This window comes from Bacillus sp. DTU_2020_1000418_1_SI_GHA_SEK_038 (assembly GCF_032341175.1).
Taxonomy (GTDB): Bacteria; Bacillota; Bacilli; order Bacillales; family Cytobacillaceae; genus Cytobacillus.
Genome location: NZ_CP135435.1, coordinates 3730395 through 3747699 on the forward strand (window position 1 = coordinate 3730395; position 17305 = coordinate 3747699).

General features: G+C 37.9%; 16 protein-coding genes. 4 read left to right on the forward strand and 12 right to left on the reverse strand.

Features of this window, described 5'->3' with window-relative positions:
* Positions 1-19: 19 nt before the first annotated feature.
* The 3 genes from RRV45_RS18655 to RRV45_RS18665 all read right to left on the reverse strand — a co-directional run bounded on the left by RRV45_RS18655 (position 20) and on the right by RRV45_RS18665 (position 2939).
* On the reverse strand, positions 20-1195 hold the full coding sequence (locus RRV45_RS18655; protein WP_315666155.1) for an FtsW/RodA/SpoVE family cell cycle protein: 1176 nt from the start codon (positions 1193-1195) through the stop codon (positions 20-22).
* Between the two features lie 108 nt (positions 1196-1303).
* Positions 1304-2065 carry a DUF4931 domain-containing protein gene (locus tag RRV45_RS18660; RefSeq protein WP_315666156.1) on the reverse strand — a complete coding sequence of 254 codons (762 nt, stop codon included), beginning with the start codon at positions 2063-2065 and terminating at the stop codon, positions 1304-1306.
* A gap of 127 nt (positions 2066-2192) precedes the next feature.
* The gene (locus RRV45_RS18665; protein WP_315666157.1) at positions 2193-2939 is read right to left on the reverse strand and encodes a FixH family protein; all 747 of its coding nucleotides are present in this window, start codon (positions 2937-2939) and stop codon (positions 2193-2195) included.
* A gap of 239 nt (positions 2940-3178) precedes the next feature.
* Here RRV45_RS18665 and spoIIP point away from each other — a divergent pair, with 239 nt between their 5' ends.
* The 4 genes from spoIIP to RRV45_RS18685 all read left to right on the forward strand — a co-directional run bounded on the left by spoIIP (position 3179) and on the right by RRV45_RS18685 (position 6705).
* Positions 3179-4330, forward strand: coding sequence for a stage II sporulation protein P (gene spoIIP, locus RRV45_RS18670; protein WP_315666158.1), 1152 nt, complete (start codon positions 3179-3181; stop codon positions 4328-4330).
* A 231-nt stretch (positions 4331-4561) separates the two neighbouring features.
* On the forward strand, positions 4562-5308 hold the full coding sequence (locus tag RRV45_RS18675) for a (S)-benzoin forming benzil reductase (protein ID WP_315666159.1): 747 nt from the start codon (positions 4562-4564) through the stop codon (positions 5306-5308).
* A 196-nt stretch (positions 5309-5504) separates the two neighbouring features.
* On the forward strand, positions 5505-5633 hold the full coding sequence (locus tag RRV45_RS18680) for a hypothetical protein (RefSeq protein ID WP_315666160.1): 129 nt from the start codon (positions 5505-5507) through the stop codon (positions 5631-5633).
* 214 nt (positions 5634-5847) lie between these two features.
* The gene (locus RRV45_RS18685) at positions 5848-6705 is read left to right on the forward strand and encodes a LiaG family protein (RefSeq protein ID WP_315666161.1); all 858 of its coding nucleotides are present in this window, start codon (positions 5848-5850) and stop codon (positions 6703-6705) included.
* Positions 6706-6803: 98 nt separating this feature from the next.
* On the opposite strand, the gene RRV45_RS18690 is transcribed toward RRV45_RS18685, so the two are convergent.
* The 9 genes from RRV45_RS18690 to RRV45_RS18730 form a co-directional block, all read right to left on the reverse strand.
* Complete coding sequence (locus tag RRV45_RS18690) at positions 6804-7490, reverse strand: ABC transporter ATP-binding protein (RefSeq protein ID WP_315666162.1); 687 nt, start codon at positions 7488-7490, stop codon at positions 6804-6806.
* Positions 7487-9133 carry an ABC transporter permease gene (locus RRV45_RS18695; protein ID WP_315666163.1) on the reverse strand — a complete coding sequence of 549 codons (1647 nt, stop codon included), beginning with the start codon at positions 9131-9133 and terminating at the stop codon, positions 7487-7489. The genes RRV45_RS18690 and RRV45_RS18695 overlap by 4 nt, the downstream gene beginning before the upstream one ends.
* A gap of 2 nt (positions 9134-9135) precedes the next feature.
* Positions 9136-10218, reverse strand: coding sequence for a Fe(3+) ABC transporter substrate-binding protein (locus tag RRV45_RS18700; protein ID WP_315666164.1), 1083 nt, complete (start codon positions 10216-10218; stop codon positions 9136-9138).
* 268 nt (positions 10219-10486) lie between these two features.
* Entirely contained in the window at positions 10487-11449 is a 963-nt protein-coding gene (aes, locus tag RRV45_RS18705) for an acetyl esterase (RefSeq protein ID WP_315666165.1), read from the reverse strand.
* A complete protein-coding gene (locus RRV45_RS18710) occupies positions 11436-11591 on the reverse strand; it encodes a hypothetical protein (RefSeq protein WP_315666166.1) in 156 nt (51 codons plus the stop codon). The genes aes and RRV45_RS18710 overlap by 14 nt, the downstream gene beginning before the upstream one ends.
* Positions 11592-11621: 30 nt before the next feature.
* Positions 11622-13184: a BCCT family transporter gene (locus RRV45_RS18715; RefSeq protein ID WP_315666167.1), complete on the reverse strand. Its 1563-nt coding sequence runs from the start codon at positions 13182-13184 to the stop codon at positions 11622-11624.
* Positions 13185-13288: 104 nt separating this feature from the next.
* Complete coding sequence (locus RRV45_RS18720) at positions 13289-14377, reverse strand: tartrate dehydrogenase (RefSeq protein ID WP_315666168.1); 1089 nt, start codon at positions 14375-14377, stop codon at positions 13289-13291.
* A gap of 19 nt (positions 14378-14396) precedes the next feature.
* Positions 14397-15839: an aldehyde dehydrogenase family protein gene (locus RRV45_RS18725; protein ID WP_315666169.1), complete on the reverse strand. Its 1443-nt coding sequence runs from the start codon at positions 15837-15839 to the stop codon at positions 14397-14399.
* Positions 15839-16921, reverse strand: coding sequence for an aromatic ring-hydroxylating oxygenase subunit alpha (locus tag RRV45_RS18730; protein WP_315666170.1), 1083 nt, complete (start codon positions 16919-16921; stop codon positions 15839-15841). The genes RRV45_RS18725 and RRV45_RS18730 overlap by 1 nt, the downstream gene beginning before the upstream one ends.
* Between the last annotated feature and the right edge of the window lie 384 nt (positions 16922-17305).

Consider the following 17305-nt stretch of genomic DNA (forward strand, 5'->3'; position numbering starts at 1 on the left):
AGGAGAATGCCCCGCTTTTTTAGTCATTATTTGAAAACATGTACTTTTTATAATGGTATCGAATGGAGAAAATTAAGCTAAGCCCAAGCATATTCCCCATTAATGAACTGCCTCCGTAGCTTATAAACGGCAGCGGGATTCCTGTAATCGGAAGAAGACCAATGGTCATGCCAATATTCTGAAAGACATGGAAGGTGATCATACTAATGACCCCTACACAAATATACGAATAAAAGTCATTTTTCGTTTCCATTCCAATCTTGGTGATCTGGTATATCAGCAGGAAGAATAAGCTAACTAATACACTTGCGCCGATAAAACCAAACTCTTCACCCACTATACTAAAAATGAAGTCTGTGTGACTTTCAGGCAAATAGACTTCTCTCGTTCCATACCCTTTCCCACTCGTTTCCCCTGATCCAATGGCAAGGAGGGACCTTGTTAATTGGAAGCCTGCAGAGCTCTGGTAATTATATGGATCAAGCCAAGAATAGATCCGGCCAAATTGATATTCCTTCACCCCTAAATATTTCTCTAAAATCTCAGGATGCCACAGAACAAAGTAAAAGATGACTGAAATCAACGTAATCCCTGTTCCAAAAATGGGCGCAAGCAGCTTCCACGTAATCCCCGAAATAAAAATCATTCCTAGAAGAATGGAAATAAAAACAAGGCCTGTCCCAAGATCGGGCTGCTGCATCACAAGCAGTAATGGGACTCCAGTCAATCCGCCGAGCTTTATCAGCAACTTGAAGTCAGTTTGGATCGTTTTGATCGGGTTCTTTTGATGATGCTCATCAATCACTCTTGCTAGAACAAGAATGAGAAAAACCTTAACAAGCTCAGAGGGCTGTAATGAACCCATTCCTGGCACTCTGTACCAAGCTTTTGCTCCATTAATAACAGGTGCAATGCTGCTCGGAGCTACGATTAGAAAGCCCAGCAAAAATAAACCAAAGCCAAAGGCATACCAAGAAATCTTTCTCAACTGCTCCGAATCAAGCGAAATTACTGCAGCAATAATACCCGTTCCAACCATATACCAAATAATTTGCTTTAAAAGAAAGTTCTCTTTATATTGCCCTGTCGTCTGGGCGCTATAAATCGAAACACAACTCACTAAAAACAATAAAAACAAAATTAACACTAAGTTTAAATCTATTTTAGGAGGGGTTGTAGTTTTATTTGTAGACATAACAATGGCAATCTCCTTATTAAAAAGCACCCAAAAATAACAACACTTCATTATATTTTTTTATCAGCTAAATAACAACTTTAGTAGGCCGAATGGGTTTATTTCCCTTTATCCAAAATAACGCTCCCGTACATCATTCTTCATCCACTCTATATTGTTTGGAACTTGAGGAATAAAATACCCTATAAATAACGGTGTTGTCACTGAACGCGGCACTACCTTTGCATAAATGCTTCCCTTAAACTCGTAAAAGAATAAATTATAGCTCGTACAAGGGAACGGAAAATGATTCAGTATATAGTGGGCTGCTTTCTGGATATATTTCGCAAATGCCGTAATATCCTGAATATCCCCCAGCTTCACATTGAACTCATAAAAACCTACTCTTGGAGCAGTTGAAATGGAAAAAATCGTCCCATTTTCCTCATGAATAGGTATGCCTTCGAAATCGCTCGCCCGCACCTTTTCGCCATAATCAATATCCTCTAACCCAATAATCTGCATATGCGGATGGGCAATCGTTCCGCCCGATAATGGTCCATGATTCTTAAAAAAGATTACAGACTTATACTTTTCCGCCCCAATCATTTCCAGCCAATGTGTCAAACCAAATCGTATAAGCTTGATTAGATGCTCCTCTGGATAGACGGAAAGTTCACTATGACAATCATCCGTTTCAATTAAGACCGTTTGATAAGTATGTTCTAGAACAGGAAATTTATTTTTCAATAAGATAATTGAACCGTCTGTCGCTAGAATATCTGTCAGCTTCTCCCTTTCACAAAACGGACAGCTCTGCTCTTTATTCCGGATGCTATTAGGCTTTTGCCTTCCGATTCCTGTGTTAAAAAATAGATGAGTATCTCTCATTTTGTGTGCACCTGCTTTTCTATCTGTCTACTCTCTATTTTATTAATTTTTCTCCTTTTTAGCGAGAGGAAGCTCTTATGAAATTTTTTCAAAAAAAAGCGCAGCTGACGGGCTGCGCGCTTATCTTTTATTCAACTGTTACCTCCACCTCTGTATGTTCATGGAGTCCTTCATCATTTTCCACATGGACTCTGACGATATAATCACCACTTGCAGGAAAACTATAATCCGTTTTATATTCTCCATTGGTGCCTTCTGTCATATTCACCCAAGATGGGTTTTGACCCTTTTGAAAAATTTCAAGTCTTACTTTTGCTTTTAATAGGGGCTCATTGGATTTTTGCAAATGAACAGCTAGGGATGTTTGCTCTGCTGCTTTCAATTGATCTGGTTTCTGCAGTTCTATGGAAACGTCACTATTATGATGATCGTGATCAGCATCGCTTTCTTCTTGATGTTCATGATGCACAGCTTCTACTTCACCAACTTGAATCGTTTTTGTTGGCATTGTATGCATATCCCTTGCTGTTACATGGGATTGAACATTAAATAAACCATTTTCAGAGAAGGTATAGGCAGCCTCATACTTCCCTTTTTCCGTATGCTCAGCTACTACGAGCTCACTGGAATCCTTTTCTCCTTCCTTCCAGATTTCAAATTTTACCTCATTTGCATCTTCAACTGTCTCGTTACCCTGCGTAACTGTAACAGTTAAATTTACCTCTTCCCCTGTTTCCGCTTTTTCTGGAACGGCTAAATCCGCTTCAATGATTTCAGGCAATGCCGCCTCTTCCTGTTTATCTTTTTCTCCGGTTGTCCCGCAGCCAGCTAATAATAAGAAACTAGTACAAATAATGGCTATCCACTTTTTCACGTATTTTCCCTCTTTCATTTAATGAATATCATCTAAATAGAACTATAGATGTTAATTGTGATAAAAAAATGAAGTTTTCTAGTATTTAAAAGGAACTCTCATTTAGCAAGACTATTGTTATCATAGCAAAAAAATGATTAAGAGCCTTCATTAGTTTTCCCTTCATGACATTTCCTAAACGAAATCTTCTTCTATTCTTTTTGGTACGGGCATACATATGACAGATAGGAGGGATCGTGATGAGAACTAAATCAGCGGCACATACTTTAATTGTCTATTTTCACGGGTGGCTTTTGAGCATTCTTTCCGTCTTTATTTTAGCAGGAGTTTTAACTTCACCCCCCGCTGCCTTTACCTCTGAGCATATGAATTCATTATTAAAAAATATAAAGGCTGACCAGCTTTTTATTTATCTTCTAAAGTCCGAGAATCATTATTTCTATCCTAATGATCCAGGTTTAAGCTTTTCCAATTTATCAGAAAGTACTTTCAGGCTTGCCACCAATATTAAGCCGACAGATATTCGCACCTTTCTGGGGCGAGAACTTCCAGGGTATTCGATCTTCGATACGGGGATTGAGGTAGCTGGTGAAGGAACGGATTATACGAATTTGCCTTTCGAATCTGCGCCTCCGATTGACTTTCTTTTAAAAGAAAAAGAGATTGCCAGTGAAAATCTAGCTGGCGAGGATACATCCGATAATACAGCAGCACCTCCTCCCTTAGATGGAAAAAAGAGTGTGTTTATCTATCATTCTCACAGCTGGGAGTCCTTCACTCCGTTGTTAAAAGGAGTCAATCATCCTGATGAGGCCGTAAGCTCCAATGAACGAGTCAATGTAATTGCGGTTGGCAAAAGGCTCAGTGAAAAATTAGCATTAAAAGGGATTGGAGTGGAGCATGACAAAACAAATATGGCCTCACTCCTTAATCAAAAAGATTGGAACTATAACCAATCCTATCTTCTATCCCGTGAGGTCGCCAAAACGGCTATGGCTTCCAATAAGAACCTCAATTTCCTAATAGATATTCATCGGGATTCGCAAAGGCGAGAGTTGACAACAAAAGAGATAAATGGCAAGAAATATGCGCGGATGTTTTTTGTTGTTGGAAAGGAACATAAAAATTATCAGAAGAATTTACAGTTAGCTACAGAGCTTCATCATCGCCTTGAAGCTAAGTTTCCAGGAATAAGCAGAGGTGTATTTAAGAAAGGAAAGAGCGAAGGAAACGGAATTTATAATCAAGATTTATCAGAGCGGGCACTCTTAATTGAATTTGGCGGCGTTGACAATGATTTAATTGAGCTCTATCATTCAATAGATGCTTTTTCAGACGTTTTCAGCGAATTTTACTGGGAGGCAGAGATGGTACATGGCGAAGGTTCTTAATGCTTCTTTCTACTGTCTGCTTTGGACCTTTGTATCGACTTTTATATGTTACTGGTTATTCGGGCTTTCAATTCTCACCGTGGTCTGTTTTAGTGCGGGCATTATCCTGTCTATCATAAATTTTGTCGAGGACGAAATGAAAAAATATGAGCGGAAAAATGGCGAATAAGTGGTATTCGGGCCCTTCATTCTGCTTTAATAGATTATAGAAACCTTTATTGGAGTGATTTGATGAAGTTCGCAATTATTACTGGGGCATCTAAAGGTCTTGGCGCCTCGATTGCAGAAAGAATGATCAATGAAAAGATTGGGGTTATTGCTGTTTCAAGAACCGATAGTTCAGAGCTAAAAGAGAAGGCTTCCGTAAACGAAGTTTTCTATCAGCATTTCTCATGTAATCTTGCTTTTCCTGAAGAAGTAGAAAAAAGCGTCCATGAAATTCTCTCACTGCTAGAATCAAAAAAAGCTGAGGTCATTTATGTGATTAATAATGCTGGTGTGATTGAGCCGATCGCAACAGCAGGCGCACTTGATCATCAAGCATTGATTGCAAATGTCCAGATTAACTTAATTGCACCAATAATGATCACAAATATTGTATTAAAAAATGCAATTGCTCCGCTTAAAATCGTCAATGTATCATCAGGTGCCGCTGAAAGGCCTATTCAAGGCTGGAGTGCCTACTGCGGTACAAAAGCAGGTCTGAATATGTTTACAGAAACGGCCGCAGCCGAACAAAAAACAGCCGGGGCACCTCATGAAATCATCGCCTTCAGTCCAGGTATTATGGACACGGATATGCAGGGAACCATCCGCGCCTCCGCCAAAGAGGCATTCAAGGATCTTGAAAAATTCAAGGAGTATAAGGAAAAAGGGATGCTTCGTCCAGCTAAAGTAGTCGCGGATGCGTTAGTCAACTTGCTTTTGGAGGATCAAATAGATAGCGGGAAGATTTATCGCGTAAATGATTTAATATAAATGTATAAAAGTTTTCATAATGGGAACAATATGTATTACAAAGTGTATTTCCCCCTTATTTAGTGCTTCCAGTTGGAGGCATTTTTTTTGCTCTTAAAATATATGAGTTACATAAATTAGAGCCTTATGACAAATAATAGAATGGACCCTCTTTAGGGTATCCCAACTACATATCAATTCATAAAGGAGCTTTAAGATGACTAAAAAGTACAACAAAGGCAGTAAAAATCAAAACTCGCCTACCGCTAATCAGGCAGATATTGTGAGTGGAGATAATAGCAAGGGGAATAAGAGAAATAAGGACCAGAGCAATAAGACAGAATAGCCAAAAGCTCTCCTTTATCATTTTCATAAAGGGGAGCTTTATATTTTTTTAGAATATACTATCCTAAGTAATCTAAGCTATCTGTTTTCCCTGTTTTTTCTAACAATCAGACTCAAGTCTTAGATATAATTAATTCTAGGGCTCAATGATTTCTTTCTAAACATTACATAAAATGAGTGTATGAGAAGGATAAAAACTGAAAGCAGGGATTACTTTGAAAAGAATATTAATCATTTTCTTGATTTTGATTGGACTATATTTATTGGTGACATCGAATGTGGCCAGCCTTTTTCCTTTTGGAAAAGGGGAAGCCGAAGCTAAAGTGACAAAGAATATTGATTCGATAGACATTGATGCTTCTTCTATAAAAACGGTCATCATACCTGAGAAAAGAAACGATATTAAAGCGGAGCTTGATGGAAAAGGGGAAGTGTCCATTAAGAAAAGCGGGAACAGTATTCAAGTTGAATATAAAAGGAGTTGGTTTAGCAGCTTTACCTTTTTTAATAATAAGTCCGTTCTAAATATCTATATTCCGGAAAGTTATGATCGCAGCATGGATATTAATGTAGGCTCTGGATATTTAGTCTTTGAAGGAAAGTCGAAAAATCAGCCAATGAAACTTGAAGAACTTGATATCAATCTTGGTTCAGGAAAAATAGATCTTAAACATTTGAATGTAGAGGAATTCCGCAATGATGTTTCCTCGGGTATGATTACAATCGATTCCTTAATAACCAAGGAAGGCTCGGTTGACGTTAACTCGGGAATCGTTAAAATCCGCCAATATGAAGGAATGCTAGCTGCCGATGTTTCATCAGGACAGTTAGATATCCAAATGGACAAAGTGACAGATCATATTGATGTCGAGGTTAGCTCTGGACACTTAAAGCTTGATCTTCCAGAGGATGCTGATTTTACGCTAAATGGCAAAGTGAGCAGCGGAATCATTAAGTCCGATATTCCTCTTCAGGATAAAATTCAAGATAAAAATAAAATCAGCGGCAAATCAGGTAATGGAAAATATCAATTAAATGTCTCTGTTTCAAGCGGGCTTGTGAATATTTATTAATAGAAACTCTAAAAAACTGGATTAACCATATCCAGTTTTTTATTTTTAAAACAGAAAACGAACTTGCACACAAGCAAGTCCGAATATAGATTTACATTCTATAATGTTTGAAATTTCTCACCTGCTGCTCCTTGTTCGACTACGAGCGGGCACATGGTGATGCTGTAGTTGCAAATGGCCTCAACATCTTGGCGGTCATGGGTTACTATCATACAGGTCATATTTGCTTTTTTCAAGATTAAGAGTAAGTCTTCACGGATAGATTCTTTCAAATCGGCATCTAAATTACTAAATGGTTCATCCATTAATAATACTTTTGGTTTTGGGGCAAGCGCCCTCGCCAATGCCACCCTCTGCTGCTGGCCGCCGCTCAGTTCATGAGGATAACGATCTCCGAAATCCTCTAAATAGACAAGTTCGAGCATTTCCTGTACACGCGGCTTCCGATCCTTTCGAGCCATTCGCGATAAGCCGAATAGGATATTTTCTTTTACAGTCATATGAGGAAATAAGGCATAATCTTGAAAAACCATCCCAACCCCTCTGTCCTCAGGCTGAACAAATATACGATCATCGACAACCGTTTTACCTCCAACGGTTATAGTCCCTTTTGCAGGCATCTCTAAACCCGATATTAAGCGCAGTAATGTACTTTTTCCGCTTCCACTCTGACCTAATATACCAACAATTTCCCCCGTATCCATCGTAAAGGAAAAATCATCAATAATCGGTGTTCCTGTTCGCGTATAGCCAAATTCAAGATTCTTTATCTCTACTACCTTCATCGCTGCACCTTCTTATCAATCATTTGAAATACTACAACCGACAAAACACTTATGCCTATAATCATCAAGGATGAAATCGATGCCTCATAGATTTGTTCATCCTTTGCATACTGAAAAGTCTTCGTTGCCAGCGTATCAAAATTAAACGGTCTTAACAATAATGCTAACGGAAGCTCCTTGCAAATTTCAACAAATGTTAAAATAAATCCGCTGACTAAAGCTCCCTTAATTAATGGCAGATCTACTTTAAAAAACGTTTTCGTCATACTAAGACCAAGCATTCTCGATGCTTCAGAATACTTTGTACCGATTTTTTCAAAGCCTACTTCAACCGCATTAAATCCTGTCGCCATAAAACGAATTGCATAGCCGACAATCAGCATCACTAACGAGAGACTCAAGATCAATGGTGCCCGTCCTAAACCTATTAATGAGTAAACAGGAGCAAGCCATTTATCAAGTGTAATAAACATCGCAAGGACGCCTATCGCGATAATCGCACCCGGAATGGAGTATCCTGTTGTTGTTAATTTTGCTAATACATAGGAACCTGTTGTGTGTTTTCGGCATACATTAGCAACGATCACTGAAAGAATAAGAATAATAAAGGTTGAAATAGCCGCCACATAAACCGTTTGCAAAAATAATGTATAAAAAGTATCGTTCCAAACCTTACTAAATGTCAGCTTTGCCCATGCTATTAACTGTATCAATGGAATGAGAAATCCTAGTAAAAACACGATTCCGCAATAGGCAAAAGCAGCAGCAGCCTTTATTCCCCTCAGCTTCATTGGCACAAGCGGTCTTGATTTATTATTTAGATTATAACGGCGTCTTTGCCTCAACAGTCTTTCTAAGAAAAACAATCCAACAATAACGACCATTAGCCATGCCGCAAGCCTCATCGCTGAATCAATATCATACATCCCAAACCATGTCTGAAAAATCGCTGTTGATATCGTGTGGATGCCAAAATAGCTAGTGACCCCATAATCACTTAGCACTTCATAAATGACCAAAACGGCGCCCGCCACAATGGCCGGTCTTGAGAGCGGCAGCACAACCTGAATAAAAATTGCGAGCGGTTTTCTTCCAAGCAATCTCGCATTCTCGAAAAAGGAAGAACTTTGGCTCTCTAGAAAAGCCCTCGTCATAATATATACATAGGGAAAAAGAAATAATGTAAATATAAAGATCGCTCCGCGCATGGATGAAATCGAAATGAGCTCTGGATCAATTTGATAATCAAAATGGTTCCGGAAGGTTGATTGGATCACACCCGTATAGCTGAACATCGTCCGATACGTATAAGCAGCGATATAAGGCGGGATGGCTAACGGCAATAATAAGCCCCAGCGAAAGAAACGCTTAAGCGGAAAATCATATGCTGAGGTGAGCCATGCGAGGGTAACCCCCAATAACGCAGTAAAAATCCCTGTTAATACGACAAGGATTACCGTGTTTGCTACATATGTTTTTAATAAATATTGGCGAATTTGAAACCAGTTATCATTAGGCTCGTGAAATAGAGAGAAAAAGATAAACAGGATGGGCAGCAGAATAACCGCCGCCCCCATCATGCTGATGACCCACCAGCTATTAAAATCTTTTTTAAAGAATTGTTTGATTTGGTTTATACCCATTTTTACTTCCAACCTGTTTTATTAAAGATTTCAATGGCTTTATGATTATGTTGCCCTAAAGTATCAAAATTTAGCTCCTGCATTTTAAAGTCGCCCCAAGTTTGAAGAATCTCTGGTTTTTTTGCTTCCGGATTCACTGGGAATTCGAAGTTATTTGCAGATAAGTATTCCTGTGCTTCAACACCTGTCATGTATTCGATTAGTTTTGTCGCATTCTCAGGATTTTTGCTATGCTTTGTTAAACCAATTCCACTAATATTTACATGTGTTCCATTTGTTTCTTGATTCGGGAAAAATACGCCGATGCTTTCTCCAACTTTCTTTTCTTCAGGATCTGCAGAATTCACAAGCAATCCAACATAGTAAGTGTTCATGATCGCAACATCACCAGTTCCAGCTGCAATCGCTTTAGCTTGGTCACGGTCACCGCCATCAGGCTGGCGAGCAAAGTTATTCACAATTCCTTGCGCCCATTGTTCAGCCTTTTCTTCGCCGTTTAACTCAATGAAAGAAGCTAGTAAAGACTGATTGTATAAACTTGTTGAAGAACGAGCCAATACTTTCCCATTCCATTTATCTTCCGTTAAAGCTTCATATGTAGAAAGCTCATCTGGAGATACGCGGTCTTTAGAGTAGACAATGACACGTGCTCTAGTTGACATGCCGATCCAGTTGTTATCTGTATCACGAAGGTTCTCAGGGACATTTTTATTAATAATGTCAGATTGAACAGGCTGAAGAACATCATTATTCTTCGCATTCGCTAGAACTCCGCCATCAACTGTAATGAATAAATCGGCCTGGGTGCTTTCGCCCTCACGCTTTAAGCGCTCAATTAGTTCTTCCGCTTCCCCTTTAACCACATTCACTTGGATACCAGTTTCTTCTGTGAAGTTTTTATATACTGCTTCGTCAGCCTCATAGTGTCTAGCTGTGTAAATATTAACGACTTGATTCTCTTCTTTTTTAGGTTCCTGGGCTGCCTTATCTCCCTCTGAGCTATTGTTATTTGCTCCACAGCCAGCTAAACCAACCGTTAGTAATACACTTGCAAGGACGGGCTTAAATACTTTAGATAGTTTCATTTGTCGGTCCACCTTTTTCAATTTCTGCCATTTTGATAATGATAATTATTATCACTTGTACGGTTTTAATTTTACTAGCCCTCCCCTTCCCAGTCAACACTATTTTTTTATTTTTTAAAAAAATTATGTACAATTAGTGAAAAAAAAGCAGCCCTTTATCACACAGGCTGCTTCGCATTATTTAATTCGCGCTTCTTTATCAATATTTATTTTCTTTACTAGTAGGGTGGTACCTAAAAAAAGATTTGTGAAGAAACTAGATAAGTTACTAAAATTCAGCTAATGATTTATAGAAATTTGCACCATGTTGAATTGCCTTTAAGGATTCTGGAAGAATCCGAGAATGGTGTAAGAAAGCATGGATTACACCATTAAACTCTTCTAATTCTGCTTTTATATTATTATATGTCAAAATATCATATAATAATTTACTGTCATCCATAAGTGGATCTAAATTTCCATAAGCAATATAACAAGGTGGCACTTCTTTCGTTAAATCATTTGAGAAACAGTCAAAATAACGTAAATTTGTATTTTCCTCACCTATATACATTTTTGTATATGTCATTAAATCTTTACGACTTAATCCATCGTAATCTCCGCCAAATAAACGCATGGATTTCGAATCAGTTAGTCCATAACCACCGTAATAAAGCAATAAACAACGTATATAAGAAACATCTTTCTTTTGATCTCTTAAATATAAAGCCGTAGCTAATGATAAGTTGGCTCCACCTGAATCCCCAGCAAGCGCAATATCATTCTTATCGATATCATATTCTTCCGAATGATTTTTTAACCACTCTATTAAGAAAGTACATTCTTCTACTTGTACTGGGTATTTATATTCAGGAGCTAAGTGATAGTCAATTCCGATGACAACTGAACCTGTTTCTTCCGATAATAAGCGCATAATTTTACTATGTGTGTCAAGATTTCCTACTACAAATCCACCTCCATGAATATAAACTATTGCACCCTTTCCTGACCTCTGTACGGGGTAATGGAAGCGAACATCAAATAGTCCATGTGGTCCTTCTAACTTTAAATCAATCGTTTTTTTCGGTTCAGGACCACCTTCATTCCAATACTTTCTTTCCTTAATATAACTTTCACGCATTTCCTCAAAGGTTACATCCGTTGAAAATGCATCCTGAACAAGTTCATTTTGTTTTGCTAATGTTTCAAGCATTTTAGGAGTCATCATTTTGTATGCATTAAATTTGTTCATTTTTATCTTTGTTATCTCCTTCTATATTGTTATTTTTTTCGAAAAGCAATAGCTTTACGTTCCATATAATAAAAAGTAACATTCCAACTTGTAAAACCTTTTCAGCAATAAGTTCCCAGCCATGCAAATAATAATATTCCATCTTTATTCATACCCTCCTCAACATAAAAAGTTATATTTGATGTTTATCTTTCATTAACTGTTTAATAAATGCAGTTATCATTAATATGAAGAAAAATAGATAAGGATACGATAGAGTAGTGGCCAAAGATTTCACCGCATTTAATGCATCATTTCCACCTAAAGTAGTAGAGAAAATACCCGTTAACGCGATTATGGTCATGAGTATAACCCATACTGCACTTCTAACAGGGGCAGCTTCTTTCCCTTCTATATCTGTCATTCTTGCTAATGATAAGGCTGCACTTGTCACTGTCGTTGAAATAAACATAATCAATAGCACGATTGTTGCAATGGAGGTTAATTTAGACCAAGGCATAGTCTCAAGAATTGCAAAGAATGTAACTTCTGGACTTTCTAAAGCGTTTTTAGCGATATTTCCAGTTCCTAAAACAGCATCTAAAAGAGCAATTCCGCCAAAAGCAGCATGCCAAAATAACATAAATATTACCGGTATTGTCATAGTGGCAAAAGCGAATTGGCGAATCGTTCTGCCTTTTGAAATAGATGCAATGAATACCCCCATAAAAGGTGTCCATGAAATCCACCACATATTATTGGCAACATCCCATGTCGTCGAATAGGTAAGATCATTACTAAATAAAAACATGTCAAAATTTCTTGGGATCAGTTGATCAATATATGTTCCTAGTAATTGCACAACTTGGTTTAATATATAGCGTGTCGGTCCAAATAACATAGCAAAAACCAAAATGGCGATGGCTAAATAGACATTCCAATCCCCTAAAACTTGCATCCCTTTGCCGACTTTCTTCGTAGTTGATGCAAAAAAACATACAATAAGTAAAAGGAATAGCACAAAATACGGGAGAATTCCCTTCAAAGAAGAACCTGTATTAATCACTTGATTAATCCCAGTAGATATTTGCACACTTCCTAATCCCATTGTGGCTGCTATTGTCATAGCAGAGCATACAATAGCTAAAACATTCATCATGTTTTTTGTTAAAGGTACCCACTTTCTCCTGCCAAAACTTTTTTCAATGACATCACCAGGTAAATAGCGAATGTTGTGTTTTGAAACAAAGTAAGCCATAACTAAACCGACAACACTAAAAATTGCCCATACAGATACACCCCAATGATAAAGGGCGGTGCCCATTGCTTCTCTAGCTGCTTCCATTACATTGGGAGCCTCTGTGCTGCTCGGTGCTAAATAATAAGCATAAAGTGGTTCATTTACACCAAAGTAAATGATTCCTATACCAATGGAAGATGTAAATAGCATCGCTAGCCAAGAAAAAAGATTATAATCCGGCTTGGCATCTTTGCCGCCTATGACGATCTTCCCGTATTTAGAAATTCCTAATACAACTAAAAATCCCATGCATATAACAGGAATCAGCATAGCCATCCACCCGTACTGCGTTGCAAATAAGGTCTGAATAAACGTCATAATTTTTGCAAGTGCACTTGGGTTAATTAACGAAAAGATAGAAAAAAATGCGGTAATTAAAGCAGAAATAATGAAAATAATAGTGAAGATTTTAGGTTTTTTTACAATACTTTCTTTAACAATAGTCTCTCCTTGCATAATTTCATCTCCTATATTTAAGTCTACTCAGGACTAAATATTAGTAATTTTCAGTTAATAATTTCAATAATAACACATAAGCTTTTTGCTTATGTGTTATCTTTTCATGACGTTAGCCTAGACCCAATTAAAGCTTTAATCTGTTCAGCAACTAGAGTTCCAACTTCCTCCGTAGTAGCCGTTCCGCCCATATCAGGAGTCAGGCTTTTTCCTTCAACCAAGATTCGTTCAATGGCTTCTATTATTAAGCTACCATAATTTTCGTGTCCAAGAAAATCCATTATTTGGCTAGCAGACCAAATGGTTGCCAACGGATTAGCTAGACCTTTACCTGCAATATCAGGGGCAGAACCGTGAATAGGTTCAAACATAGACGGATATTTTCTTTCTGGATTTACGTTTGCACCAGCAGCCAAGCCAATTCCGCCAGCTAGGGCAGCTCCTAAATCTGTCAAAATATCTCCAAATAAATTTGAAGTAACCACTACTTCAAATCGCTTTGGATCTTTAACCATGAGCATCGCGGCAGCATCAACAAGATAGGATGCAGTCTTCACCTCAGGATAATCCTTACTTACTTGCTCAAAAACTTGATCCCAGAACACCATCGAATAATTTAAAGCATTGGCTTTGCTAATACTCGTTAAGGTTTTCCCTTCTTTTTTGGCTACCTCAAAGGCATACCTGATAATTCGTTCTGTTCCTTTTCTAGAAAATACAGCGTTTTGGAGAACAACTTCATTTTCTTGACCTTCAAACAGCCAATCTCCAGCTCCAGCATATTCTCCCTCTGTATTTTCACGAATGAAAAGCATATCAATATCTTCTCGATTCACACCTATTAGAATATGTGGGGCTCCTTTTAACAGCTTAATCGGTCTAATATTTACATATTGATCAAAGCCTTTGCGAATTTTCAGCAATAAATCCCAGAGTGAAATATGATCTGGGACACCAGGATAACCGACTGCCCCTAGGAAAATTGCATCGAATTCTTTTAAAATTTCCATTCCGTCTTTGTCCATCATGACACCATGCTTCGCATAATACTCGCATCCCCATGGAAAATAGGAGAATTCGAAATGAAAGGATGAATCATGTTCAGCGATCGTATTAAGAATTTTGACCCCTTCTTGAATGACCTCAGGCCCGATTCCATCACCTGGAATAACAGCAATTTTATAATGTTTCATTCTTAATCTCCTCGCATTCTTAGCCTTGATTCACTACTATTAGTTTCATTTCAGTCATTTCTTCTACAGCGTACTTAAGTCCTTCTCTGCCTGTACCGCTGTTTTTAATCCCGCCATATGGCATTTGGTCAACACGGAACGTTGGAACATCGTTAATCATGACAGCCCCGACCTCGAGATGGTCAGCCGCTTTAAAAGCTTCATGGATATTTTCAGTGTAAATTCCTGCTTGAAGCCCGAACTGTGAATCATTCACATAAGTAATCGCTTCTTCAATAGACTCAATCTTGTTTACGATAACAACCGGTGCAAAGACCTCTTGACAGGAAACCTTTTGTTTTGGATCCACATCTACAATAACGGTAGGCGCCAGAATGCCGTTTTCAGTTTTTCCTCCTGCTAGAATCTTAGCGTTATTTTGCTTAGATTCCTCAATCCAGCCTAATGCACGATCTGTTTCACTTTTTGATATTAAGGAAGAAATATATGTTTCAGGATCTAATGGATCACCGATTTTTAATTTTTGTGCCGCTGTTGTCAGCTTTTCTACAAGCTCATCATAAACGTTTTTATGGGCATAAACCCTCTGCAATGAAATACATACTTGGCCTTGATTTGAGAAAGCCCCCATCACGAGACGATCAACAATTTTATCGATCTCGATTCCTTTATCGATGATGACAGCTGCATTTGAACCAAGCTCTAACGTTGTTTTCTTTAATCCTGCACGGTTACGGATACCAATTCCAACAGCTGGGCTACCAGTAAAGGTAATCATTTTGACACGATCATCTTGAATAATGGCCTCTCCAACAACGCCCCCAGGTCCTGTCACTACATTTAATACACCGTCAGGTAAACCGGCTTCTTGAAATAGATCGGCAATATATAAAGCAGATAGTGGTGTTTGAGAAGCTGGTTTTAGCACAATGGAATTGCCTGAAGCAATCGCAGGCCCTACTTTATGAGCAACTAGATTCATTGGAAAGTTAAAAGGAGTAATAGCCCCGATTACGCCAATTGGTTTGCGTACTGTAAAGCCAATTCTTCCGACACCGCCGACAGCAGCATCAAATGGAATCGTTTCACCATGAATTCTTTTTGCTTCTTCAGCAGCGAATTTATAGGTTTCAATGGTTCTAGCTACTTCTGCTTTCGCAAATGTAATAGGCTTAGCAGACTCCAATGAAATCACTTCAGCCGCTTCTTCAGCTCTTTCTTTCAAGAGCTCCACTACTTTTTCCAAAATTTCTGCCCGTTGATAAGCAGGCATAACAGAAATCACTTTAAAGGCTTCCACAGCGGAAGAGATCGCATCTTTCGTAAGCTTTTCATCTGCTAGAGCAATTTCAGCTATCATTTCTCCTGAATATGGAGAATACAGAGGAGAATAGTTAGCTGTTTCCACTTTTTTCCCATTGATTAATAAATACTTCTTAGATGTTTCAATTATTTTATTCATTATTTATCTAGAGCCTCCAATACTAAATCATGGAATTGAACAATGGCCTTTTCAGATGAAGAGTATACGCCTTTATTAAATGCACGTGAGCGGAAACCAATTTGCTCTAGTTCAACTAACTCGACATCCTCTTGACGAACCTGTTCAGCAAAAGTAACAAGATCTTTTTCTTCCTGTGATAAATTTTCATCTCTAAAATAGTAAGTATAGACGCCTAGAGTTGTTTCATGGTCAATCGGAATCATTTGTATGGTTGCAATATTTCCTGGGCCTGGGTAGATGGTCATCATAAGGTTAGGCCACAACCAATAGAATTCTCCACCTTTGACTTCAGCTTGATTTAAATCCGTTTCACCCATCATCTTATCTGGCTTTATATCACTAAATTGCAGGGAGTAATTTTCACATGTGATGATTTGGTAATTCTCCATATCTAGAGTTCCTACAAAGCTAGGGTGAGCGACATAGCAGTGGTCACACTCTAAATAATTATCAATGAACGCTTTCCAGTTCGCTTTAATTACACGTGTTTTGGAATTGATTCTTTTTAATTCTTTTAGGAAAGGGAACTTCTTCAATCTCTCTGCAAAATCACCGTAAGATTCATTTAGAGGCTTACAATTATCATCTAAATTTACGAAAATGAAAGATTCCATGATTTCCATTCTTACCGCCCTTAAACAACGGTCGCTTACACAATGAGCATCTTCGCCTTTAAAGTTCGGCGCTTTGTTTAACTGGCCATCTAAATGGAATGTCCATCCATGATACCCACATTGGAAAATTTTCTTCTGACCTGCTTCGCTTTTTTCAAGGACTGTTGCACGGTGAGGACAAACATTATAGAACGCGCGGATTACTTCGTCTTTTCCTTTCGTCACAATAATCGGTTCTCCATTTACTTCGGTCGTGAAGAATTGACCCACGTTTTGTACTTGACTAATATGGCCCACTAGCTGCCATGATTTTGAGAAAATTTGCTCCTTTTCTAATTCAAACACTTTAGGATCTGTATATAAATCATAAGTTAACGTTCTTTCGTAAGTTCTGCTCGCTTCGTTTAGGACTGGTCTATAAGCCATTTGTAATTCCCCCTAATAAAAATTTTATTTTTTGGACTTGAATAATCCTTTTATCCAAGCTAATATTTTCTACTCTTTAAATCTACTAAGCCTTGAATGATTTCAAGACTTAAGCATTTACAGTAATTAACCGGTTTACATAGAATACTTTCTATTGTTAAATAGGCTTAATCACTTCCTTTTCAGAATTATAAAGATTCACTATATTTCAATTATTTATTTATCTAATGCAATTACCGTGCCAATAGTGGAAACGTTCAGAATATAAGTGATTTATATCATACTTAGTACAATAGCTAAGGAAAAGTGAACAGGTCTCAGTTCAACTGAGTTGATATCAACTCATTTTTTAGTTATAAGGAGGGGTTACCTTTGTTAAAGTTA